The 23,970-nt window shown below is 64.5% G+C and carries 22 protein-coding genes; 13 read left to right on the top strand and 9 right to left on the bottom strand.

Features of this window, described 5'->3' with window-relative positions; translation table 11 throughout:
- The first annotated feature begins 19 nt into the window (after positions 1-19).
- Both AC56LW_RS08945 and AC56LW_RS08950 read left to right on the top strand, forming a co-directional pair.
- Positions 20-949, top strand: a complete 930-nt coding sequence (locus tag AC56LW_RS08945) for an electron transfer flavoprotein subunit alpha/FixB family protein (protein ID WP_332530691.1) — start codon at positions 20-22, stop codon at positions 947-949.
- Positions 950-1,059: 110 nt separating this feature from the next.
- Positions 1,060-2,850: an acyl-CoA dehydrogenase gene (locus tag AC56LW_RS08950; protein ID WP_499633575.1), complete on the top strand. Its 1,791-nt coding sequence runs from the start codon at positions 1,060-1,062 to the stop codon at positions 2,848-2,850.
- A gap of 181 nt (positions 2,851-3,031) precedes the next feature.
- Here AC56LW_RS08950 and AC56LW_RS08955 read toward each other — a convergent pair whose 3' ends face one another.
- Positions 3,032-3,445 (bottom strand): NINE protein, encoded by a 414-nt coding sequence (locus AC56LW_RS08955; protein ID WP_499633577.1) that lies wholly within the window; start codon positions 3,443-3,445, stop codon positions 3,032-3,034.
- A gap of 248 nt (positions 3,446-3,693) precedes the next feature.
- On the opposite strand from AC56LW_RS08955, the gene rpsP reads away from it, so the two are divergent.
- The 9 genes from rpsP (at position 3,694) to AC56LW_RS09000 (ending at position 11,998) form a co-directional block, all read left to right on the top strand.
- Complete coding sequence (rpsP, locus tag AC56LW_RS08960; RefSeq protein ID WP_183549939.1) at positions 3,694-3,942, top strand: 30S ribosomal protein S16; 249 nt, start codon at positions 3,694-3,696, stop codon at positions 3,940-3,942.
- 25 nt (positions 3,943-3,967) lie between these two features.
- The gene (rimM, locus tag AC56LW_RS08965; protein WP_183549942.1) at positions 3,968-4,534 is read left to right on the top strand and encodes a ribosome maturation factor RimM; all 567 of its coding nucleotides are present in this window, start codon (positions 3,968-3,970) and stop codon (positions 4,532-4,534) included.
- Between the two features lie 26 nt (positions 4,535-4,560).
- Positions 4,561-5,322 carry a tRNA (guanosine(37)-N1)-methyltransferase TrmD gene (gene trmD, locus AC56LW_RS08970; RefSeq protein WP_258836217.1) on the top strand — a complete coding sequence of 254 codons (762 nt, stop codon included), beginning with the start codon at positions 4,561-4,563 and terminating at the stop codon, positions 5,320-5,322.
- Between the two features lie 135 nt (positions 5,323-5,457).
- Complete coding sequence (gene rplS, locus AC56LW_RS08975) at positions 5,458-5,850, top strand: 50S ribosomal protein L19 (RefSeq protein ID WP_183553473.1); 393 nt, start codon at positions 5,458-5,460, stop codon at positions 5,848-5,850.
- Positions 5,851-5,941: 91 nt separating this feature from the next.
- A complete protein-coding gene (locus AC56LW_RS08980; protein WP_499633580.1) occupies positions 5,942-6,607 on the top strand; it encodes a CoA pyrophosphatase in 666 nt (221 codons plus the stop codon).
- 91 nt (positions 6,608-6,698) lie between these two features.
- Positions 6,699-7,658: a CobD/CbiB family protein gene (locus tag AC56LW_RS08985; protein ID WP_499633582.1), complete on the top strand. Its 960-nt coding sequence runs from the start codon at positions 6,699-6,701 to the stop codon at positions 7,656-7,658.
- Between the two features lie 84 nt (positions 7,659-7,742).
- A complete protein-coding gene (locus tag AC56LW_RS08990; protein WP_183549952.1) occupies positions 7,743-8,093 on the top strand; it encodes a DUF3579 domain-containing protein in 351 nt (116 codons plus the stop codon).
- A 189-nt stretch (positions 8,094-8,282) separates the two neighbouring features.
- On the top strand, positions 8,283-11,105 hold the full coding sequence (locus AC56LW_RS08995; protein WP_499633584.1) for a M16 family metallopeptidase: 2,823 nt from the start codon (positions 8,283-8,285) through the stop codon (positions 11,103-11,105).
- A 101-nt stretch (positions 11,106-11,206) separates the two neighbouring features.
- Positions 11,207-11,998, top strand: a complete 792-nt coding sequence (locus AC56LW_RS09000; RefSeq protein ID WP_499633586.1) for an SDR family oxidoreductase — start codon at positions 11,207-11,209, stop codon at positions 11,996-11,998.
- Positions 11,999-12,023: 25 nt separating this feature from the next.
- On the opposite strand, the gene AC56LW_RS09005 is transcribed toward AC56LW_RS09000, so the two are convergent.
- From AC56LW_RS09005 to AC56LW_RS09040, 8 genes are all read right to left on the bottom strand, one after another.
- On the bottom strand, positions 12,024-13,094 hold the full coding sequence (locus AC56LW_RS09005; RefSeq protein ID WP_499633588.1) for a flavodoxin family protein: 1,071 nt from the start codon (positions 13,092-13,094) through the stop codon (positions 12,024-12,026).
- Positions 13,095-13,119: 25 nt separating this feature from the next.
- On the bottom strand, positions 13,120-13,488 hold the full coding sequence (locus AC56LW_RS09010) for a type 2 periplasmic-binding domain-containing protein (RefSeq protein WP_499633590.1): 369 nt from the start codon (positions 13,486-13,488) through the stop codon (positions 13,120-13,122).
- A gap of 116 nt (positions 13,489-13,604) precedes the next feature.
- The gene (locus AC56LW_RS09015) at positions 13,605-13,976 is read right to left on the bottom strand and encodes a lysozyme inhibitor LprI family protein (protein WP_499633592.1); all 372 of its coding nucleotides are present in this window, start codon (positions 13,974-13,976) and stop codon (positions 13,605-13,607) included.
- 134 nt (positions 13,977-14,110) lie between these two features.
- Positions 14,111-15,391 carry a tetratricopeptide repeat protein gene (locus tag AC56LW_RS09020; protein WP_499633594.1) on the bottom strand — a complete coding sequence of 427 codons (1,281 nt, stop codon included), beginning with the start codon at positions 15,389-15,391 and terminating at the stop codon, positions 14,111-14,113.
- Between the two features lie 177 nt (positions 15,392-15,568).
- Positions 15,569-17,056, bottom strand: a complete 1,488-nt coding sequence (locus AC56LW_RS09025) for a glycoside hydrolase family 3 protein (protein WP_499633596.1) — start codon at positions 17,054-17,056, stop codon at positions 15,569-15,571.
- Positions 17,057-17,073: 17 nt separating this feature from the next.
- Positions 17,074-18,096, bottom strand: a complete 1,023-nt coding sequence (locus AC56LW_RS09030) for an SIS domain-containing protein (RefSeq protein ID WP_499633698.1) — start codon at positions 18,094-18,096, stop codon at positions 17,074-17,076.
- Positions 18,097-18,134: 38 nt separating this feature from the next.
- Positions 18,135-19,244 (bottom strand): N-acetylglucosamine-6-phosphate deacetylase, encoded by a 1,110-nt coding sequence (gene nagA, locus AC56LW_RS09035; RefSeq protein WP_499633598.1) that lies wholly within the window; start codon positions 19,242-19,244, stop codon positions 18,135-18,137.
- On the bottom strand, positions 19,241-20,119 hold the full coding sequence (locus AC56LW_RS09040; protein WP_499633600.1) for a glucosamine kinase nucleotide-binding domain-containing protein: 879 nt from the start codon (positions 20,117-20,119) through the stop codon (positions 19,241-19,243). Before AC56LW_RS09040 ends, nagA begins: the two co-directional genes overlap by 4 nt.
- A 277-nt stretch (positions 20,120-20,396) precedes the next feature.
- Here AC56LW_RS09040 and AC56LW_RS09045 point away from each other — a divergent pair, with 277 nt between their 5' ends.
- Both AC56LW_RS09045 and AC56LW_RS09050 read left to right on the top strand, forming a co-directional pair.
- On the top strand, positions 20,397-23,384 hold the full coding sequence (locus AC56LW_RS09045) for an ATP-binding protein (protein ID WP_499633601.1): 2,988 nt from the start codon (positions 20,397-20,399) through the stop codon (positions 23,382-23,384).
- Positions 23,385-23,432: 48 nt separating this feature from the next.
- Positions 23,433-23,969: a hypothetical protein gene (locus tag AC56LW_RS09050; RefSeq protein ID WP_499633603.1), complete on the top strand. Its 537-nt coding sequence runs from the start codon at positions 23,433-23,435 to the stop codon at positions 23,967-23,969.
- The last annotated feature ends 1 nt before the right edge of the window (position 23,970 follow it).

Consider the following 23,970-nt stretch of genomic DNA (forward strand, 5'->3'; position numbering starts at 1 on the left):
TTACAAGATAGGAATCAACATGGTCGCATTAGTCATTGCTGAACACGACAACGGCTCCCTGAAGGGCGCTACCCACCACACCGTTACCGCAGCCGTTCAGTGCGGCGGCGATGTGCACATCCTGGTCGCCGGTTCGGGTTGCGGCGCCGCTGCCGAAGCTGCCGCGCAGATCGCGGGCGTTTCGAAAGTGCTGGTCGCCGACGCGCCGCACTTCGCCGACGGCCTGGCCGAGAACGTGGCCGAGCAGATCCTGGCGATCGCCGGCAGCTACTCGCACATCCTCGCGCCTGCCACCGCCTACGGCAAGAACATCCTGCCGCGCGTGGCCGCCAAGCTCGATGTCGCGCAGATCTCCGAGATCACCAAGGTCGATTCGCCCGACACGTTCGAGCGTCCGATCTACGCCGGTAACGCGATTGCCACCGTGCAGTCGGGCGACAGCGTGAAAGTCATCACCGTGCGCGGCACGGCGTTCGACTCCGCAGCCGCTGGCGGCTCGGCCGCCATCGAAGCCATCGCTGCCGTCGCAGACGCGGGCACGTCGAGCTTCGTGGGCCGTGAACTGGCCAAGTCGGATCGTCCGGAACTGACCGCTGCCAAGGTGATCGTCTCGGGTGGCCGTGGCATCGGCTCGGCCGACAACTTCAAGATTCTCGAGCCGCTGGCCGACAAGCTGGGCGCGGCGATGGGTGCGTCGCGCGCCGCCGTCGACGCCGGCTTCGTGCCGAACGACTGGCAAGTTGGCCAGACGGGCAAGATCGTCGCGCCAACGCTGTATATCGCCGTCGGTATTTCCGGCGCGATCCAGCACCTGGCCGGCATGAAGGACTCGAAAGTCATCGTCGCCATCAACAAGGACCCGGAAGCGCCGATCTTCTCGGTGGCCGACTACGGCCTGGTGGCCGACCTGTTCGAAGCCGTGCCGGAACTGGTCAAGGAACTGGGCTGATCGCCAGGCGCGGCGTCGTTGTACGCCGCGCCGACAGCCGCCAATGACGCCGTTCCCGCCCGTGCAGGAACGGCGTTTTTTTTGCATAAGAATTTATTCAGGAGACAATGGTGAGCTACAACGCCCCGCTGAAAGACATGCAGTTCGTGCTGACTGAACTGGCCAATCTGGCCGAGATCAATGCGCTGCCCGGCTGTGAAGATGCGACGCCTGACACCGTGGAAGCGGTCCTGGAAGAAAACGCGAAATTCTGCCGCGACGTGATCGCGCCGCTGAATCGCGTGGGCGACAAGGACCCAAGCTACTGGAAAGACGGCGCCGTCACCACGACCAAAGGTTTCCGCGAGGCGTTCAAGGCCTACGCCGAGGCTGGCTGGCAGGGCGTGCAGCACCCGCAGGATTTCGGCGGGCAGGGCTTGCCCAAGCTCGTGGCCACGCCGTGCATGGAAATGCTGCACGGCGCCAACCTGTCGTTCGCGCTCGTGGCGTTGTTGTCCGACGGCGCCATCGAGGCCTTGCTCACCGCCGGCTCGGACGCGCAAAAAGCGCGCTTCCTCGAGCCGCTGGTGTCGGGCCGGTGGACCGGCACCATGAACCTGACCGAGCCGCAGGCCGGCTCCGACCTGGCCGCCGTGCGCACCCGCGCCGAGCCGCAGGGCGACGGCACCTATAAACTGTTCGGCACCAAGATCTACATCACGTATGGCGATCACGACATGACCGAGAACATCGTGCACCTGGTGCTGGCGCGCACGCCTGACGCGCCGCCGGGCGTGAAGGGGATCTCGCTGTTCATCGTGCCCAAGTTCATGATCAACGACGATGGCTCGCTGGGCGCGCGCAACGACGTCGCCTGCGTCTCGATCGAACACAAGCTGGGCATCAAGGCCAGCCCGACGGCCGTGCTGCAGTTCGGCGACAACGGCGGCGCCGTCGGCACGCTGGTCGGCGAAGAAAACCGTGGCCTCGAATACATGTTCATCATGATGAATGCGGCGCGTTTCGGCGTGGGCATCCAGGGCGTCGGCCTGGCCGAGCACGCGTACCAGGGCGCTGTGGCCTTCGCCAAGGACCGCGTCCAGTCGCGCGATGTGGCGGGCTCGAGTGGCCCGGTGACGATCATCCACCACCCGGACGTGCGCCGCATGCTGATGTCGATGCGTTCGCAGACGGAAGCCGCGCGCGCGCTGGCCTATGTCGGTGCGGCACTGTCCGATCTGGCCCATCACCATCCGGACGAGGCCACGCGCACGGCGAACCTGGCCATCTATGAATATCTGGTCCCGGTCATCAAGGGCTGGGCGACCGAGATGAGCGAGCAGGTCGCGCGCGACGGCGTGCAGGTGCACGGCGGCATGGGCTTCATCGAAGAAACGGGCGCAGCGCAGCACTACCGCGACGCGAAGATCCTGACCATCTATGAAGGCACGACGGCGATCCAGGCCAATGACCTGGTGGGCCGCAAGACGGTGCGCGATGGCGGCGCCGTGGCCAAGGCGCTGATCGCGCAGATCCGCGATGTCGAGCGCCAGTTGGGCGACGCGCAGAACGCCGATTTCGCAGCCATTGCGCAGCGTCTGCAAGAGGGCAGCGCGGCGCTCGAGCAAGTGGTCGAGTATGTGGTGGCCAATATCAGGACGGACGTGAAGGCAGTGTTTGCCGGCAGCGTCACGTATCTGAAGCTGGCCGGCATCGTGCTCAGCGGCTGGCAGATGGCCCGCGCGGCGCTGGCCGCGCAGAAGCGGCTTGACGCAGGCGAGGGCGATGCCGCCTTCTACCGCGCCAAGATCGGCACGGCGCGCTTCTTTGCCGACCACATCCTGTCGCAGGCGCCGGGGCTGCGCACGTCGATCGTCGATGGCGCGGCGGGCGTGCTGGCGCTGGAGATCGAGCAGTTCTAAGCAGGCATGCAGGCCGGCACGCGCCTTGGGTAGTGCCGGTCACGTCGTGGTGTCTTAAGGCTCGTTGAACGCGTGGACGGAAAAACCGTCCACCCTACCGTGGGCATGTAGGGTGGACGGCTCTGCCGTCCACGCGTTCAACAAACCGTTGCCCACCACGATCGTACGCAACCCGCGTTCTTCACCCGTACGCGCCGCCCGTGTACACCACATCCGACAACCGTGCGATCGTCCCGATCAGCACGGTCGTTGCCACCAGCATCGTAATCACCAGCAGCAGCACCAGCACCCAGTTCGAGCGTGACTGGCGCCCGCTATGCGCGTTGTATTGGGCATCCCACTTTTCATCCGGCGTCAGCCCGATCACCAGTGCCTCGACAAAGCCAGCGATGTACGACACCAGCAGCGGCAGCACGATATAGAACGGATGCGGCTTGACCGCACCGTACAGGATCCCCGTGACCGGCAGGCAGCACAGGTGCAGCAGACCGATCCGATCGGCGCCCGGTTTCAGATAAAAGCGGTGAATGCCAAACCCACCCAGCAGCAGGGCGAGCAGGGTGGCGACAGTCTTGTTTTTGTGCGCAGCAGCCATGGATGTTGTCAATCGTTCAGGAAAGTCAAAGTATCGTCCAGATTGGCGCGAATGGCACGCTTTCGGCGATTGACAGCGTATTCCAGGGCATTTGGGCAGATGGCTGGTAGCGGTATGGCGCGAAATCGGTGATAATGGTTGATTCTCCTGGGACTGCGCGCCCTGTATCATTAACGCTTGCTGCTGTTCGGTGTCGCGCGCTATAATCGTCGACTTTCTCCGTCCAGAACAACTTTTTCGGAAATATTATGGTCGTTATTCGTTTGGCTCGTGGTGGCGCAAAAAAGCGTCCGTTCTTCAATATCGTTGCAACTGATTCGCGCAATCGTCGCGATGGTCGTTTCATCGAGCGTATCGGTTTCTACAACCCGATGGCATCGGGCGCTGAAGTCAGCCTGCGTATCGCTGCTGACCGTCTGTCGCACTGGCAAGGCGTTGGCGCACAACTGTCGCCAACCGTCGCTCGCCTGGTCGCCCAGCAAAAGCCAGCTGCTTAATTTTAATTAAGCAAGGTACGCAGGTTTGAACGATTCAGCAGCGAGCAACGCAGGTACGGGAACTTCGGTTCCTGCCGATCTGGCCGAAGTGGGATACGTGTCCGGTGCTTATGGCATCGTCGGTGGCATTCGTGTCACGCCGCACTCCGCTGACGCCGATGCGCTGCTGAACGTGAAAACCTGGTGGGTCAGCAAGCCGACTCTGCACGCCGTTACGGTGCGCAGTGCAAAACTGCATGGCGGCGATGTCGTCGCCACGCTGGTCGGCCTGCAGGGCCGCGATGCTGCCGAAGCGCTCAAGGGCGCCACGGTACAGATCGCACGCAGCGCGTTTCCCGCGCTCGAAGAAGATGAGTATTACTGGTCCGATCTGATCGGGCTTGACGTGGTCAACCTGCAGGGCGAAGCCCTGGGCAAGGTGGCCGACATGATGAGCAATGGCGCGCAATCGATTTTGCGCATCGTGCCGGTGCCCGATCCGTCGTCCGACGAAAAGGCCCCCGAGCGCCTCGTGCCGTTCGTCGACCAGTTCGTCAAGACTGTCAGCCTCGACCAAAAACTGATTACCCTGGATTGGGGTCTCGATTTTTGAACCCGTCCACGTGGGCTTGAGATCCGATGCAATTTGACGTCGTGAGCTTGTTCCCGGAAATGTTTGCCGCATTGACGCAGTCCGGGGTGACCCGCCGTGCGTTCGAGCAGCAACGCTGGGGCTTGCATCTCTGGAATCCACGCGATTTCACGCAAGACCGTCACCGCACCGTCGATGACCGCCCGTATGGCGGTGGTCCCGGCATGGTGATGATGGCACGGCCGCTCGAAGCGACCATCGATGCCGCGAAGGCGCGCCAGCAAGACCTCGGTCTGCCCAGCCCGCGCGTGGTGTTCATGTCGCCGCAAGGCAAGCCGCTGACCCATGCCCGCGCGATGGCACTGAAGGACGAGCCTGGTCTCGTCATCCTGTGCGGTCGCTACGAAGCGGTGGATCAGCGCCTGCTCGACCGCTGCGTCGATGAGGAAATTTCTCTCGGCGACTTCGTGCTGTCGGGTGGTGAATTGCCGGCAATGGCCCTGATGGACGCCGTGGTACGCCTGATTCCCGGCGTGCTCGGCGACGATGCCTCGGCCGTCGAAGACAGTTTCGTCAACGGCCTGCTCGACTCGCCGCACTATACGCGGCCTGACGTGTACGAAGACATACCGGTGCCACCTGTCCTGATGGGTGGCAACCACGCCGAGATCGTCAAGTGGCGCCGCCAGCGCATGCTGGAAGCCACCGCGTCTAAGCGGCCGGATCTGCTGGACGCGGCGCGCGCCGCCGGCCAGCTGACCAAGAAGGACGAACAGTTTCTGGCAGGGTTGGTCAAACCTGCCGAGTAAGAATGTGGCGTCGCAAGACGCGTAACGAATATGTGTTGCAAGACGCATGCAAAAGCGGGCACGTTGTCCGTTGTTCAACCCCATCCTCTACTGGGCGAAGGTAGCGCCGGCAAGATGGTTTATGGAGTCATAAAAATGAATCTGATTCAACAACTCGAGCAAGAAGAAATTGCGCGCCTCGGCCGCAAGATCCCTGATTTCGCACCTGGCGATACCGTTATCGTCAGCGTCAACGTCGTCGAAGGCACCCGCAAGCGCGCCCAGGCATACGAAGGCGTCGTGATTTCCCGTCGTAACCGTGGCCTGAACTCGAACTTCATCGTTCGCAAGATCTCGTCCGGCGAAGGCGTCGAGCGTACGTTCCAACTCTACTCGCCGCTGATCGCTTCGATCGAAGTCAAGCGTCGTGGCGATGTGCGTCGTGCGAAGCTGTACTACCTGCGTGAGCGTTCGGGCAAATCGGCGCGTATCAAAGAAAAACTGCCACAGCGTCGCGTCAAAGCAGCGCCAGCAGCTGCAGCTGAGTAATAGCCATCGTGCGCAAGCACCTTTGCTAATAAAAAGGCATCCGCAAGGATGCCTTTTTTACTATCCGCAGCGTTATTGAAAGAACGTTATTTTGGCCAAGCTCGTGTTCGACCCCACCCAGTTGCCCGTGATTAGTCTGGCCGGCGAGGCCGCGGTCGCGCCCGCGCGGCTCAATCCCACAGCGCTGCGTCAGCGCTTTGCGCAAACGCTGGCGTGGGACCCGGAAATTTCGACCGAGACCGACGACCGCCTGGCGGCACCGTTTCGCCGCGCTGCCGTGCTGATCCCGCTGGTCGAGCGGCCCGAGGGCGTGACGGTCCTGCTCACGCGCCGCACCGACCACCTGACGAGCCACGCCGGCCAGGTCAGCTTTCCCGGTGGCCGCTCGGAAGATTACGATTCGTCGCCCATCGAAACCGCGCTGCGCGAAACCGAAGAAGAAATCGGCCTGTCGCGTCACCGCATCGAGATCATCGGCGTGCTGCCCGACTACGCCACCATCAGCGCGTACCGCGTCACGCCGGTCGTAGCCCTGGTCGCGCCACCGTTCACGTTGCAGGTGGACCCGGGCGAAGTAGCAGAAGCGTTCGAGGTGCCGCTGGCCTGGCTGATGGACGGCCAGCATCACCAGCGGCGCGAAATCGACCTGCCGCAGGGCGGCAGCCGGGCCTTCTACACGATGCCCTACGAGCAGTATTTTGTCTGGGGCGCAACGGCCGCCATGCTGCGCAACCTGTTCCACTTCTTGCGGGCTTAAGGGAATGTTATTACCCGAAATTTGATTCTGGCGTGCTTCTCCGCTATCGTAGCGGGGCAGTCGTGTTGCCATAACAAAAAAGGGTTCCTGAATGACATTCTTTTCCATCCTGTGCGCGCTGCTCATCGAGCAACTGAAACCGCTGCGCGCGGACAACCAGGTGTACGGCGCCATCAAGGCGCTGACGATTCGCATCGAAACCTGGTTCAACGCCGGCGAGCAGACCAATGGCCGCATGGGATGGTTGCTGATGATGGGTGCGCTGATGCTGCCCACCTGGCTCGTCTACTGGGTGTTCATGCACTACAACCTGGTCTTCCTGGCCTTCGTCTGGAATGTCCTGATCATCTACCTGACGATGGGGTTTCGCCACTACAGCCACTTCTTTACCTCGATCCAGTTCGCGCTCAACGCCGGTGACGAGTCCCGTGCGCGCGCGCTTCTGGCCGAATGGACGCGGCTCGACACGGTTGGCATGGACAGCACGGAGATTACCCGCATCGCCGTCGAGAAAGCCCTCATCACGACGCACCGCAATGTGTTCGGCGTGTTCTTCTGGTTTTTGATGCCGCTCGGCCCGGCCGGCGCCGTGATGTACCGCGTCTCGGAATACCTGTCGCGTGCGTGGAACGAGCCCGACCACATGCGTAACGAAGCGTTCGGCGAGTTTGCCGCCAAGGCGTTCTATTGGATCGACTGGATGCCTGTGCGCCTGACGGCGGTGGCATTCGCCGTGGTGGGCAATTTCGAAGACGCCGTGTATGCGTGGCGCAATTTCGCCAACCGGTGGGTGGATGAAGCGCGCGGCATCATCCTGTCGGCCGGCGGCGGTGCGATGGGTGTGCGGCTTGGCACGCCCAACGAAAATGCCCCACAATTGTTGCCGGCGGACGCCGCCATGGTCGACCTGAGCGACAGCGAAACGGACATCCTGCCGGGCGAAGAACCGACGATCCGTGCGCTGCAAAGCACGGTCGGCCTCGTGTGGCGTGCGCTGATTCTGTGGATGATTTTGCTATTGCTGACCTCGAGCGTGGCCTGGCTGCGCTAGGGCAGAGGAGGGGGCGCCGCCCGCTTCCTCGTCCTCAGGTCTTCTATAAGATATAATAGTGGCTTCACTTAGCCCCTCAGGACTATGACCGACTTAGCGCAGACCAAGGACGAGGATCTCTCCGGAGAATTTTTTGTCCTGGGCATCACGAACAACGGCAAGCAATTCCGCCCGAGCGACTGGGCGGAGCGGCTGTGTGGCGTCCTGGCAGCTTATTGTCCCGGCACCGGCGGCCCCAATGCCCACCTGAAGTTTTCTCCTTACGTCTACCCGACCCTCGTCAACGGGATCAAGGCCGTCGTCGTCAACCGCAAGCTGCAGAAGATCGAACCACTGGCGTATCACTTCGTGCGCAGCTTTGCCACCGATAACGACATGCAGATCGTCGAGGCGTGCTTCGTGCCGCTGCCCGGCGAGAAGAAGCCCGAAGCCTGAACCTTCAGTACCACGCCACTGGCGCCTTGATCACATCAAGGCGCCAGTGTTCGTTTGGGGCCGGGCTTCAGCACGCATCGGATGCTTCCTGTCAACCCATCAACCGAAGGGGCATGCTGAGCTTGCCCATCTGCTACTATTTCGGCCGCAGGCGGGACGGTTGGCGTCCTGCCCCAATGATCGGACATCATGGATTCAAAGAACAAGCTGCGCGGTATGTCCGCGCATGTCGCGGCGCTGTGCCTGGCGCTGATCACCATTGCGCCCGCCGGTGCGCAGCCTGCAGTCAACGCACCTGCTGTCAATGCACCTGCGGCCAGCGCCCCTGCGGCCAGCGCCGCCAAAGCAGTGCTGCCCAAGGGCGTGACGCTCGGCCCGGCAGTCGAAGGCATCACTGAATATCGCCTGGCCAACGGCCTGAAAGTGCTGCTGTTCCCGGACGCTTCGCGCCCGACCGTGACGGTCAACTTGACCTATTTGGTCGGCTCGCGCCATGAAAACTACGGCGAAACGGGGATGGCCCACCTGCTCGAACACCTGCTGTTCAAGGGTTCGACAAAGAACCGCGACATCACCAAGCAGTTCTCGGAGCGGGGCATGCAGTTCAACGGCACCACGTCGCTTGACCGCACCAATTACTATGAAGTGTTCCAGGCGTCGAAAGACAATCTCGACTGGGCGTTGCAGATGGAAGCGGACCGCATGGTCAACTCGTTCGTCTCCGCCAAGGACCTGGCGTCCGAGATGACGGTCGTGCGCAACGAGTTTGAAAGCGGCGAAAACCAGCCGGGCAACGTGCTGTTCAAGCGCATGCAGAGCATCGCCTACGACTGGCACAGCTATGGCCGCTCGACGATCGGCAACCGCAGCGACATCGAGAACGTGCGGATCAAGAATCTGCAGGATTTTTATCGCACCTATTACCAGCCGGACAACGCCGTGCTGCTGGTGGCCGGCCAGTTCGAGCCGGCTGCCACACTGGCGAAGATCCAGCGCCTGTTCGGGGCCATCCCGAAACCGAAGCGCACCTTGCCCGTGTTCTGGACCGAAGAGCCGACCCAGGACGGCGAGCGCAGCTTTACTGTGCGGCGCCAGGGTGACATGCAGTTCGTCGCGATTGGCTACAAGATCCCGTCCGACCTGCACGCGGACGCCGAAGCGCTGGGCTTTGCGTCGCAGATCATGGGCGACGCACCCAACGGCCGCCTGCACAAGCTGCTGGTTGAAACCGGCAAGGCCAGCCAGGTGTTCAGCTTTGGCCAGACCGGCTATGCGCCTGGCCTGCAGTACTTCGGCGCCGTGGTCAAACTGGGCGAACCCATCGAGCCGGTGCGCGAGGCACTGGTCCAGGCCGTCGAAGAATTCGCCAGCAAGCCGCCCACGGCGGAAGAACTGGAGCGCGTGCGCCGTTCGTGGCTGAACACGATCGAGCGCAGCCTGAACGATCCGCAGGCGGTGGGCGTGGCGCTGTCCGAGCCGGCGTCCCTTGGCGACTGGCGCATGTTTTTCGTCAGCCGCGAGCGCGTGCAGAAGATGACGGCCGAACAGATCGCCGCCAGCGCCGGCCGCTACTACCTGCGCACCAACCGCGTGACCGGCACCTTCATTCCCGAAGAATCATCGAAACGCGCCGCGCTGCCAGCGGCGCCTGCCGTGACGGACGTGCTGAAGGACTTCAAGCCGGCGGTGTCGAACCTGGTCGCGGAAAACTTCGACCCGAGCCAGCAGAACATCATGCAGCGCACCACGTTGACGACGGCGGGTGGCGTGAAGCTGGCGCTGCTGCCGAAGAAGAACCGCGGCGAGACCGTCACGGTTGACCTGCGCCAGCACTTCGGTACCGAGCAAAGCCTGTTCGGCAAGGGCACGGTCCAGGGCCTGACGTCGGCGATGCTGATGCGCGGTACCACGCGCTACACACGCGCTGAACTGGCGGACGCGTTCGACAAGCTCAAGATGACGGGTGGCCCGACGCATTTCCAGACCACGCGCGAACACCTGCCCGAGGCATTGAAACTGGTGGCGCACGTGCTGCGTGAGCCGGCATTCCCGGAATCAGAATTCGAGCAACTGCGACAGCAGATCCTGGTGGGGCTGGAAGCGAGCCGCAATGAGCCCGACAGCGCCGCTGCGCGCGCCATGGCGCTGCACTTCAACCGTTATCCGAAGGGCGACGTGCGCCATGCGAACTCGCTCGAGGAAGACGTGGCCGAGGTCAAGGCGGCGCGCCTGGCCGATCTGAAGGCGTTCCATGCCGACTTCCACGGCGCCCAGCCGGCCGAGATGGCGATCGTGGGTGACTTCGACGCGGCCCAGATCACGCCGCTGGTGAATACGCTGTTCGGTGCCTGGCGCGCGCCGCAGCCGTTTGCACCGGTGCTGACCGGGCATGCCGATGTGGCGCCTCTCGCGCGCACTCTCAACACGCCCGACAAGGAAAATGGGTCGTACACGGCGCGCCTGAACGTCGACCTGAACGTCGAGGACCCGGACTATCCGGCCCTGATGCTGGCCAACTACATCTTCGGCGAAGGCGGCCTGAAGTCGCGCCTGATGGACCGGATCCGCCAGAAGGATGGCTTGTCGTATGGCGGTGGCTCGAACCTGATGGCGGGCACGCTCGACCGCTTTGGCGTGTTCTCGATCGGCGCGATCGCGGCGCCGCAGAACCTGGCCAAGCTCGATGCGGCAGTACGGGCCGAATTGACGCGCGCGGTCAAGGAGGGGTTCACGGCGGAAGAGCTGGCCGGTGCCCGCTCGGGACTGATGCAGCAACGCCTGCAGACACGCACGAACGACGCCGCGCTGGCCAGCGGCTGGACGTCGTACCTGTACCGCGACAAGACGTTCCTGTGGTCGCTGGAACTGGAGCGCAAGCTGAATGCGGTCACCTTGTCCGAGTTGAACGCAGCGTTCCGCAAGGCAATCGATCCGGCAAAACTGTCCGTCGTGATGGCTGGCGATCAGTCCAAAGTCGGGGAGCCGGTCAAACCGATAGTCGCTATGCCCTAACTGCAACAGTTGCCCCACTTAAATGTCCTGGATTGTGACGCCGGGGGAAGCATGCGTTAAAATGTTTCCCTTCGGAATCATCGTATCACCCAGGGAGTATCATGAAAGGCATCAGCAAATTGCCGGTAGCAGGCGGCATGTCGTTCACCGGCAAGGTTGTCCTGGTCACTGGCGCGGCCAGCGGCATCGGTCGCGCCATTGCCCTGGCCTTTGGTCGCGCCGGCGCCTGTGTGGTCGTGGCCGACATCTCGATCGAGGGTGGCCACGCGACGGCGGGCATGATCGTGGAAAACGGCGGCAAGGCGCTGTTCGTGCAGTGCAACGTCACACGTGCGCCTGAGGTCGAGGCGCTGGTGGACAAGACGATCAATTACTACGGTCGCCTGGACATCGCGGTGAATAACGCCGCCGTGGACGAAGAGCACCATCCGCTGGCCGACACCGACGACGAGCAGTTCGACCGCATCATGAACGTCAACGTCAAGGGTGTCTGGCTGTGCATGAAATACCAGCTGCGCCGGATGCTGGCGCAGGGCGGCGGGGCGATCGTCAACATGGCGGGCGTGGCCGGCCTGGTGGGCAGCCCGAACCATGCGGTCTACGGTGCCAGCAAGCATGCCGTCGTGGGCCTGACCAAGAGCGCTGCCGCCGAGTACGCACGCGAGGGCGTGCGCATCAACGTGCTGTGCCCGGCAGCGGTGAAGACACCGATGCTGGCCCGTGCGATCGAGCGTGATCCCGGCATCGAGAAAAAGCTCAAGGCAGCCCATCCGATGGGCCGCTTCGCCGAAGCCGGTGAAATCGCGCAAGCCGCCCTGTGGCTGTGCTCGGACATGGCCTCCTACGTCAATGGCCACGAGATGGTCATCGACGGCGGTTACACGGCCGTCTAGGTTCGCCGGCCCAGGTCTTACTTGGTTACTTGGGTCGGGGCTGCTTGAGGTCCTGGCTGGCCACGGCGACGCGGCCGGCGCGCACTTCGCCCACGGCAATCGCCACAGCGCGCGCGACGTTGCGCGCTTCTTCCTGCACCGCATGGTCGGCGTCGAACGTCTCGTGGCTGTCGGCATACGATTCGTAGTAGCCGATGAAGCGGTTGAGCTGGCCGAAGCTGCCTGAACTGATCAAGCCCATCCATTCCAGCCAGTCCGACAGCGAACGGCGCACGCCCTCGATGCCGGCCACGTCGCCATGCACGATGAGGCCGAATGCGCGACCGGCCAGGTGCTTTGGATATTCCCAGCCGTCGCGTTCGATCTGCTTGGCGATCTCGGCTTTCTTGCCCTGGGTTGAGGTGGGATCGGGATTGCCGCCGTCGGCGCAGACCAGGCGGTCGATCATCTGCTTGAGCACGCCCGGCGTCTGGTACCAGTAGACCGGCGTGATGATGATGACACCGTGCGCCAGCACCCAGCGCTCGTAGATCTCGTTCATCCAGTCATTGACCTGGCGCTCGGCGTGGTTCGGGTAGCAGCTGCATGGCCAGTGGCACAGCGGCATCGCGGTCGACACGCAACCCTTGCACGGGTGGATGTGGCGGTCGTAGTCGGAGTTGATCAGGCTGAGGTCGAGGATGTCGGCCTCGATGCCCTCAGCCTCGATGATCTCCCGCGCCATCTCGGACATGCGCCAGCTTTTCGAGATTTCGCCGGGGCAGGTGCCGTCGTTGCGGGCCGAGGCATTGATGATCAGGATGCGGCTTTTGGTGTCCGGGTTCTTCTGATGTTGTTCGGCTTCGAGCAGCCGGTCACGCGCGGCTTTCCAGTCGATCGACAGGTCGTAGTCGGGATCGGCAAAGCCGGGGCCGGCCTTGACGGTACGGGGCGCCTTGCGGCCGTCCTGGTAGGCATCCCAGGCCACCGCCTCGATGGCGGCCAGCTCGTTTTCCAGTGCGTCGTAGCCGGGGTCCTGGAAGGTGCGGCGAAATTGCAGGTGAAATTCGTTGCGCCCCAGTTTGGCGGGCGCCTGGCCCTTGCGTACCGTCGTCATAAGTTCTCCAATGTGAATGGGGTAATTATCCCGAGGAGTGGTCAAAGGCTATGTTCGGACGCGCACACAGAATCGCTGCACGAATCAAGTTTGCGTCCAACGCCGACAATACCACCTTGCGCTGATGGCCAAGCGCGGCCAGCCCGATATCCAGAGGCGTCGAGAAGGCTCCGCCATCGAGCGACACGATGACATGCTCGAGGCCGCAGAATTGCGCAGCGGAGATTCCGGGCCACAGCGCCGGATGGCCGCGCCTGCCAATCAGTACGTAATGCTCGTGGAACAGGTGCTGGCTGCAAAAGCCGGGGTCAGGTCTGACATTCGGACACGAGCTCAACAAAACGTCTATTTGTGAAAGCCTTGATGAAGGAACGAAGGACGAGTCCGTGTCCAAATGTCAGACCTGACCCCGGCTAGTTGATGAAGGAACGAATGAAGAGTCCGTGTCCGAATGTCAGACCTGACCCCGGCTATGCACCGTTGCTCGTAGAATTGATTCGGCAGAGATGATCAGTCCGAATTCCAGGTTCTTAATTGTGCTGCACGCTGTGTCGCATGTTCACGGCGGCAGTTCATTTTGTACCATGATTGCAGGCTTGCTCCGGGACGCAATTCGTATTTGGCATCGCAGTCCAGATCCCGGAACTTGATCCATTCACGCTGCGCTTTGATCAATCCCTCCCGAGCCTTCGAGCCCTCAAGGTTCGCAAGCAGTTGCGTGTAGGCCGAATTCAGACTCTGCTCTGGTTCCTTGAGCTTGTCCTCCTCACATCGTAGTGAGTCGAACGAGGTGCCGTCGTTTGTGCATCGCAGACTTTGCGCAAAGGCTGCTGTCGACAGCATGGCAAACGCGACGCCACAGATCCAGGTACATCGATTCATCGATTCATCCTCAAAATGGTTGTGATCGATGGCGGAGGTTCACACGAGCATGAGCGCGTCATGGCAATGCATGAAAAAAGCGGGCCAGACCCAGGGCCCGGCCCGCTTTCACGGGTCCATCGACAGCAGCAGTCTTACTTCTGCTGCTGCAGCAGCACCAGCCAGTACTTGGCCAGGTCGCCGGCACCGCCGCCGCCCTTGACGGTCTGGAAGGTCGAGATTGCTTCGGCTTTTTTGCCGGCGCGAACTTGTGCCATGCCGAGACGCAGCTTGGCTTCTTCCGCGTTCTTCAGGCCGCCCTTGGCGATACCTTGCTGGATGAAGCCGACACCCTTGTCGCCCTGGTCCATGGTCGCGTACGCCCAGCCCAGGTTGACGAGGCCGGCACCGGTCTTGGCCTTGGCCGCGCCTGCTTCACCGGCAGCGATGTTCTTGGCATCGTCTGCTGCGCCCTTGTTGGCCTTGTCGCGCAGTGCGTTGTGGGTCTTGGCATTGGCGCCTTTGCCCAGCACGCCGGCAGCGTAACCGGCATCCATCGTTTTCTTCGCTTCGGTCGGGAAACCGTCACGCAGCGACAGCTCGGCCAGGTCGACGTATTCCTCGGCCGCCATCTGCTTGACGGCAGCGGCTTCCAGGCGATACACGTTGATCATGTTGGTCTGTGCATCGAAGCCCGACTTGCGTGCCACGCCGCGGTTGAGCAGGTCGGTCCAGAAGTCGTCGCTCGGGTAGTGGGCGACCAGCTTTTCCAGTGCAACCAGGTAACCGGCATCGTCCTTGACCTTGTTGGCCGACGAGGCCAGGAGGCGCAGGTCTTCTTCGCTTGGCTTCTGGCCGGCTTTTTCAGTGGCTTCGATGGCTGGCAGCAGCGCCGTCTTGGCGCTGGCGTAATCGCCGCCCAGATAGTAGGCGCGGGTCAGTGGCGCGGCGACTTTTTCAGGCGTCGGGCTTTCTTTCTGGTAGCGCTTGAACCACTCGATCGCCTTCGGGTAATCCTTGGCGTTGTAGTGCATATTGGCCAGGGCCTGGATGAAGTCGGCCTGCTCGTTCGGCGCCAGACGGCCCGATGCGATGACGGCTTCGAGGGCCGGGATCGAGATGGCGTTGTCGTTCGTTGCCGAACCCAGCGACAGCTTCATGCGGTTGACGACGTAGTCTTCGTACGGCGTGCGGTTCGGGAAGGCTTCGGCCTGCGTCACGCGGCTCTGGATTTCGGCGTAATTCTTTGCATCCATCAGCGGCTTGATCTGCGCCGGGTCGAGCAGCTTGAACAGCTCTGGGCGGACGGTGTCCTTCGGCGCTGCAGCGGCGGCGGCAGGCTTGTCCTGCGCGTTGACGGCAGGAATCACGGCAGCGGAGCTCAGGCCGACGGCGGCCAGCATCAGGCAGAGGCGGGCGAGACGGAATTGGGACATTGGTTATCCTTCTATCTAGACAAAAAATATACGAAATGTGCGTTTTGCAATATAGCAAAAATGCCAAGCTCGGACAAAAAAGTATTGTCCCATATATCCAGCTTTTTCTGGATTGGCAATTGTGCCGCAGCACGGGCCGCCATGCCCGTGTCGTTACATCGCGTTACTTTGCCGCTGTCACGGCCCGTCAAAACCCGGCACCGGGCAGACTCCCGGTGCGTCGATCTCGCCGGCCAGCCAGGCCACGGCCGCGGCCAGTGCCGGCGGCGCGAAGCCATAGGTGAGCAGCGCAGGACCGGGGAAGTCGAGCGCCTGGTACGGATTCCACAAGGCCAGGTGCAAATCGGGCCGCCAGGTCGCGCAGGCCTGCGGCCCGTAGCGGCGGCGCGCGGTCGAGGCCAGGATCGTGAAGCGGCCATCGGCCGGCAGCGCGCGCCAGTCGAAGGTCTCGCTGTCGGCGAAGGTCACCAGGTCGACGTCGTACAGCTGCGACAACGCTGCCGCGATGCTGGCCGCCGGCACGCCGGCTTCCGACACGCCGTCGCTGACCACGTCGGCGCGTGCGACCACGCGCACGCGCGCACCGCGCTCAGGGCGCTGCGGCGAGCGCAATGCTGTCAGGCCCGCGCGCCAGGCGCGCGCCATCAGTGCGCGGTCATCCTCTTCGGCCGCGTACGCAACCGCACCGGCCGGATGCGCATCGGCCAGCTTGCCAAGGCGCGCCAGACGCGCCTGCACGGCGGCCAGCGGCAGCACGCCGTCGCGGATCGCCGCGGCGATCGCTTGCACGGTCTCGATCTGCGTAGCGCGCGTGCCGATGGCCATGACCATGTCGGCGCCGGCCACCAGCGCATTGACAGCTGCCTGGCCGACGCCGTAGCGGTGGGCGATCGCGTGCATGTCCATGCCGTCCGTGATGATCACGCCATCGTAGCCAAATTGCTCGCGCAGCACGCCGGTGAGGATCGCATGCGACATGGTGGCCGGATTGACGGGGTCCAGCGCCGGATAGACGATGTGCGCCGTCATCATGGCCGGTGCGTGTGGCGCAGCAATCTGGAACGGGGCGAATTCGAACTGTTCGAGTTCGGCGCGCGATTTGTCGACGTACGGCAGATCGCGGTGCGAGTCGACATGCGTGTCGCCGTGGCCGGGGAAGTGCTTGACGCAGCAGGCCACGCCTTCGCGCTCGCTGCCTTCCATCCAGGCCAGCGCAATGCGCGTTGCCTGCCCGGGATCGGCGCCGAACGAGCGCTCGGCAATCACCGGGTTGCGCGGGTTGTTGTTCAGGTCCAGCACCGGCGCGAAGTTCCAGTTGAAGCCCAGTGAGCGCACCGCGCGCGCCACGGCTGCGCCGACGTCGCGTGCCAGGTCCGGATCATTGGCCGCGCCGAGCGCCATCGCGCTGGGCGGGGCCGGCACCCAGGTCGAACGCACGACAGCGCCGCCTTCCTGGTCAAGGGCGATCAGGGATTGTGGCCCGATCGCGTCACGCAGCGCGCCCGTGAAACGCGTCAACTGCGGCGCGTCGCGCATGTTCTGGCGGAACAGGCAGGCGCCGCGAATCCGGTAGGTACGCAGGAAGGCGTCGGTCTCGGCATCGAGTTCGGTGCCGAACAGGCGCACCATCACCAGTTGGCCGGCCAGGTCGAGGTAGTCGTTCATGGTCGAGATTCGGGCGGTTAGTTCGTCTTGGTGACTTTGCTCAGGTGGCGCGGCTGGTCGGCATTCATGCCGCGCGCCGCCGACAGTGTGGCTGCCATTGTATAAAACGCCTGCGCCGCGACGATCGGGTCGAGGTCGGGGATCGCGGCGGTGGGCAGCGTCAGGTCGCGGCTGGCGATGTCGGCCGGCGCGGCGAGCAGGACGCGCGCGCCCCGTGCACGCATGTCGTCGGCCAGCGCCACCAGGCTGGCCTGGGTCGGGCCGCGCGTTGCGAAGATCAGCAACGGATAGCCGTCTTCGATCAGTGCCATCGGGCCGTGCTTGATTTCGGCGCCCGAAAATGCTTCGGCCTGCAGCGCCGAAGTTTCCTTGAACTTGAGCGCTGATTCGAGTGCGAGAGGGAAGCTGATGCCGCGGCCCACCACCATGATGTTGCGCGCCGGCGCCAGCACGTCGATGGCGGCCGACCAGTCGCCATCCTGGCCGAAACTGCGGGCAGCGCGCAGCGCGTCGGGCAGGGCGGCGATGCCGTCCTTCAGTTCGGGGTCGTTCTGCCAATCGGCGACCAGGCGCGCGCCGGCTACCAGGCTGGCGATGAAGCTCTTGGTCGCGGCCACGCTCTGCTCCTTGCCGGCATGGAGCGGCATCGTCCACTCGGCGGCGTCGGCCAGCGGCGAAGCGGCGTCGTTCACCAGCGCCACCGTGACGGCCCCACCGGCGCGGAAGTACTGCATCGGCTCGACCACGTCGGGACTCTGGCCCGATTGCGAAATGGCGATGGCCAGCGTGTCGCGCGCGATGATCGGCGACTTGTACAGCGTGATGAGCGACATCGGCAGCGACGTCACCAGGCGGCCCATGCGCGACATGATCAGGTAGGCCAGGTAGCCCGACGCGTGATCGGAGCTGCCGCGCGCCACCGTCACGGCGCTGTGCAACTGGGTCGCACGGAGCTGTTCGCCCAGCGCGGCGTAGCGGTCGGCGTCCTGCGTCAGGGCGTGGGCGATGCAGTCGCCGGACGACAGGGCCTCTTGCAGCATCAGCGATTGGTGACCGTCAGCAGTGGCGGGCGTGGCATTCACAGGCATTCTCCTTCGATATAAACAGCTTTGATGTTCAGGGCGCGGTCCAGGACCACGAAGTCGGCGTGACAGCCAGGCGCCAGGCGGCCGCGCCGGGTCTCGCCGAGGTAATCGGCAGCATGGGTCGAGACGCGCTTGCTGGCGTCTTCGATCGACAGCCCCATGCCCACCAGGTTGCGCAGCGCCTGGTCCATCGTCAGCGTGCTGCCGGCCAGCGTGCCGTCGGCCAGGCGCACGCCGCCCATGCATTTGTGGACCACCTGGCGGCCCAGCATGTACTCGCCATCGGGCATCCCGGCAGCCGCTGTCGAATCGGTCACGCAGAACAGCTTGGGGATGCAGCGCAGGGCAGCGCGGATCGCGCCCGGGTGCACGTGCAGCAGGTCGGGAATGATCTCGGCGTATTCGGCGTGCGCGAGCGCGGCGCCGACCATGCCGGGGTCGCGGTGGTGCAGACCGGGCATCGCGTTGAACAGGTGCGTGAAGCCGGCCGCGCCGTGTGCAAGGGCCGCCACGCCGACGTCGTAATCGCCGTTCGTGTGGCCGATCTGGACCCGGATGCCGGCCTTCGTCAATTGCCGCACGAGGGCCATGTGGCCGTCGATCTCGGGCGCCACGGTGATCAGCTTCATCGGTGCCAGTGCGTGAAAGCGCATGACTTCATCGAGATGCGCTTCGCGTGCGAACGGTGGCTGGGCGCCGAGTTTGCCGGCGTTGATGTACGGGCCTTCCAGGTGCACGCCAAGGATGCGCGCCTCGCCCTTGCCGCGCGCCGCGCAGGCCGCGCCGATGGCGCTCAAGGCCCGGTCGATGTCTTCGACGGGCGCGGTCATGGTTGTGGCGAGCAGGCTGGTGGTGCCGTGCTTCGCGTGCAGCGCGGCGATCACGTGCGGGGCGTCGCCGCCTTCCATCATGTCGCGGCCCGCGCCGCCGTGCGCGTGCACGTCGATAAAGCCCGGCACGATGTAGACGTCGTCGTTGTTGGCCGGGTCGACCCGGCGGCCGTCGATGCCGTCGACGCGCGCACCGAAGCGCAGCGCGCCGTGCACCCAGCCGGCCGGTGTGAGGATATTGCCCTTGATGGGGTGGCGAGTGTCGTTGGTCATGCGTTGGCGTCCTTCAGATGCAGTTCGATCATGCGCAGCGCGCCGGCGGCGGAGTCGCCATGCGGGGCACTGCAGCGGGCCAGCGTTTCGGCCGGCAGGAAGGCACGCAGCGTGTCACCCAGGCCGCCGCACAGTGCCAGCGGCAAGCTGCCCGACGGGTCGAGGGCGCGCGCGATGCGGGCCGCTTCTGCACCCGCCTGCGTCAGGATCCCGGCGGCCACGGGATCGGTGGTGCCGTGTGCCACGACGAAGCGCGCCAGGCCCGCGTAGTCGGTCTGCGTGGCGTGGCCGAGCCAGACCTGGATCGGATCGCGTGCGCCGCCGCAGGCGGCAATCACGGCGTCGGCCAAGGCGCCGCCTTCGGTGCGGCCGTCGAGCACCTGCTGGATGTGGCCGATCGCGCGCAGGCCCATCCAGGCGCCGCCCGCTTCGTCGCCGGCAGGGAAGCCCCAGCCGCCGACTTCGACCCGCGTGCCATCTGGCCGTAGTGCTTCGCCGACGCTGCCGGTGCCGATGGCGACGATCGCGCCGGGCTGCCCGCCATGGGCGCCCATCAGCGTCGTGAAGCCGTCGGTGTCGAGCACCAGGGCGCCAAAGCCGGGATCGGCGGCGCGGAAAGCGGCCGCCCATTCCTTGTTGTGGACGCCCGCCATGCCCAGGCCGATTGCGCAGGCTGACATGGGGACGGTGTCGATGCCGATTGCGGCGAAGGCCTGGCTGGTGGCCGCAATCACCGCGCTCCAGGCTTTGTCGATGCCGTGGCGAAGACCGGATGCGCCACTGCTGCCGGTTGCGAGCACGGCGCCGTCGCGGCCGGCCAGGCGCACGCGGGTGTTGGTGCCGCCGCCGTCAACGCCAATGAGATAGTCGATCATGGTGTCCAATGAGTGCCGGGAAAAGGGTCATCGCACTATAGGCAGGGCATTCTGGCATGTCAACAGGTATTTAACTGGTATTGATTATGACGAGTGGACGGTTAGGCGGTGCTCTCCTGATGAGAAGCGAGTATGCAATCCAGTAAGAAAATTGGTATCGTAATTGGTATTGTGGCTAATCCGATTAACGACCGGCACATTTGTCCGCGGGAAAAGGGCAACTTGCCGTGACGTCAAAGTGGTATTGTTCATGAACTATCCCACGTGAATAACCCCAATGCCCGACCTCTTGCCCCCGCACCTCCCGCCCTCGAACCTGGCGTTTGCCACCGGTGGCGGGGACATGGGCGCGCTGCTGCGCACGCTCGACTGGGCGCACCATCCGCTTGGCCCGCTGGCGGCCTGGCCGCAACCCCTGCGCACTGCAGTGAGCCTGATGCTCGGCGCGCGCCAGCCCATGTACGTGGCCTGGGGCCCGGCGCTGCACCTGCTCTACAACGATGCCTATCGCGTCGTGCTGGGCGCGCGCGGCGAGCATCCCGAACAGACGTTAGGCCAGCCGTTTGCCGAGGTCTGGGCCGATGTGTGGGAAGAAGTCCGCCCGATGCTGTCCGCCACGCTGCACGGCAATCCGGTGCACGAAGAAGACCATGGCTTCGTCGTGCACCGCAACGGCTACCCGGAGCAGATCTACGCCACTTTCTCGACCATCGCGCTGCGCGACGAAGCGGGGCAGGTGGCCGGCGTGTGCTGCATGTGCGCCGAAACCACGGCCCAGGTGCTGGCCGCGCAACAGCGCGACCACGCGCTGCACGCGCTGGAAACGACCAATGAAAAGCTGCGCATCGCGGCCGATGCCGGCGAATTCGGCCTGTTCGACCATTCGCTGACCCACTGTGACATCGTCTGGAATACGCACGCGCGCACGCATTTCGGTGTGCCGCCCGACGGGCCGGTGACCCACACGCTGATCGACGCCGCGTTCCATCCGGATGACCGCGAGCGCGTCGTGGCCAGGGTTGCGGCCCTGCTGGCCGCGCCGGGCGATGGCCACTACTGCGACGAATACCGCACGGTGAGCGCCATCGATGGCCGCGAACGCTGGATCGCAGCCAGCGGGCGCCTGCTGCGCGATGCTGCTGGCGCCCCGGAACGTCTGGTTGGCACCACGCTCGACATCACCAGCCGCAAGCTGTTCGAAGCAAGCGCGCGTGCCACTGCCAGCGAGGCCATGGCCGCAGCCGAAGCGAACGCCAAGTTCCGCACGTTCTTCGAGCAGGGCACGCACTTCGGGATTCTGATGACACCGGGCGGCACGCTGATCGAAGCCAATCATGTGGCCCTCGACGCCGGTGGCTATGCGCGCGACGATGTGCTGGGGCGCCCGTTCCAGGCCTGCGGCTGGTGGAGCGGCTCGCCGAAGGTGGCGGCCGAGATCGCAGCCTGCGTCGCGCTGGCCGCGAGCGGCGAGCGTGTGCGCCGCGAGCTGCCGTACTTCGTGGCGGGCGGGGGCGAGCGCTTCATCGATCTCGTGATCGCCCCGGTCATGGGCGACGATGGCGCCTTGCTGTTCGTGGCCGCCACCGGCAGCGACATCACCGAGCGGCGCCAGGTCGAAGAGCGCCTGCGCATGCTCGATGCGATCGGCGAAGCCACGCGCGTCGCGCACGATCCGAAGACGATCATGGGCGAGGCCACGCGTTTGCTGGGCCAATACCTGGACGTCACGCGCGTGGCCTATGCGGACGTCGAGGCGGACAACGACCGCTTCACCATCCGCCACGACTGGGTGACGCCGGGCGCAATCAGCACCGTGGGCGTGTATTCGCTCGATCTGTTCGGCTCGCGCGCCCGCGCCGACATGCGCGAAGGCCGTACGCTGCTGATCCACGACGTCGGGCGCGAACTGACGGACGAAGACGGCGCCGCGATGTTTACCCAGATCGATGTCAGTGCCATCATCTGCTGCCCGCTGGTCAAGGGCGGCAAGCTGGCGGCGATGATGGCGGTGCACCAGCGCACGCCGCGCGTCTGGACGGCGGGTGAGGTGGCGCTGGTCGAGGCGGTGGTTGAGCGCTGCTGGGCGCACATCGAACGGGTGCGCGCCACGGAAGCGCTGCACGACGCCGACCGCCGCAAGTCGGAGTTTCTCGCCACGCTGGCGCACGAACTGCGCAATCCGCTGGCGCCGATCCGCAACGGTCTCGAACTCATGCGCATGGGTGCGGACAAGCCGGGCAGTGCCTTGCGGCTGGGCGGCGTGCGCGCGATGATGGAGCGCCAGGTCGGTCACATGGTCCACCTGATCAACGACCTGCTCGACATCGCGCGCGTCTCGAGCGGCAAGCTGGTGCTGCAGATGCAGCCGGTCGACCTGCGCGACGTGATCGCAACGGCCATCGAAACCAGCAAACCGCTGATCGACGCTGCCGGCCATGCGTTGTCGGTCGATCTGCCGCTGCTGCCGGTGCCGGTCGACGTCGATCCGGTGCGCATCAGCCAGGTGGTGAGCAATCTGCTGTCGAATGCGGCCAAGTACACGCCGCACGGCGGGCGTATCGTACTGACGGCGCGCATCGAGGGTGATGAAGCGGTGGTGACGGTGCGCGATAACGGCGTGGGCATCGCGGCCGACATGCTGGCGGCCGTGTTCGAGATGTTCACCCAGGTGGCGCGCAGCATCGAGCGCGCCAATGGCGGGCTGGGGATCGGACTCTCGCTCGTGCGGCGCCTGGTCGAACTGCATGGCGGCGCGGTCAGCGCGCAGAGCGCCGGCGTGGGCATGGGCAGCAGCTTTGCCGTGCGTCTGCCGTTGATGACGGCGGCGCTCGTCGCTTCGCCGGCGCCTGCGCCGGCGGCGGCCGGCGCGCAGCATGGCGGGCAAGGCGTCGCACTCCAGGTGCTGGTCGCGGACGACAACGTCGATGCCGCCGCCACGCTTGCGGCGCTGCTCGAGATCGCCGGCCACGCGGTCCGGGTCGTGCATGACGGCGCGGCAGCGGTGGAAGAAGCCGCGCGCTTCCAGCCTGACCTCGTGTTTCTCGATATCGGCATGCCGCTCCTGGACGGCTACGAAGCGGCGCGCCGCCTGCGCCAGTTGCGCGCGCTCGACGGCGTCATGCTGGTGGCGCTGACCGGCTGGGGCACCGAGGAAGACCGCGCGCGCTCGCGCGCGGCGGGTTTTGATCGCCATCTGCTCAAGCCGGCCTTGCCGGACGATGTCGATGCGGTGCTGGCAGCGGCGGCAACACGCGCGTTGGCGTGATCCGGCACTTGGCTGTCCGGGCGCCACGCAGTGTCATAATGGGCGCCGATGAAGGAGAGTATCGCCATGATCTGCCCGGTTGTTGCCTGCCGTACCACTAAGCTGCTGCCGCTGCTCGCCGGCCTCGTGCTGTCCTGCACCGCAGTGGGGGCAGGCGCGGCGCCATCGACGTTCGGGCCGGTGATCGGCAGCGCGCTCCTGTGCCGCAGCCAGCTCGATAACGCCTACTTCCACGCCTATCTCACCGAGTTTTTCGGCCCGGCCTACAAGCGCGAGGGCGGGGCATACTGGTTTCGCACCGAGGCGTCGCTGTGGGGTTCAAATGTGGAACAAGTGATGGTCAGCGACGACACGAGCGCCGTGGTGTTCGTGGCCGCGATCCTCGAGGCCAAGCCCGACGAACTGGAAAAGTCGGTGCGCGCCGCCGCGGGTACGCCGTTTCGCGCGGCAGATGCCTCGCGTTACCCGTTGCGCAAGTCGATCCCGGGCAGCACGATCGCTTACGCGAACGACAAAAGCAAAATATACTGCGCCAAGTTCAAACCGCAGAGCGTCCCGCAGAGCATCCCTCAGAGCACCCGTTAGT

This window comes from Telluria sp. LT2P80 (assembly GCF_059685955.1).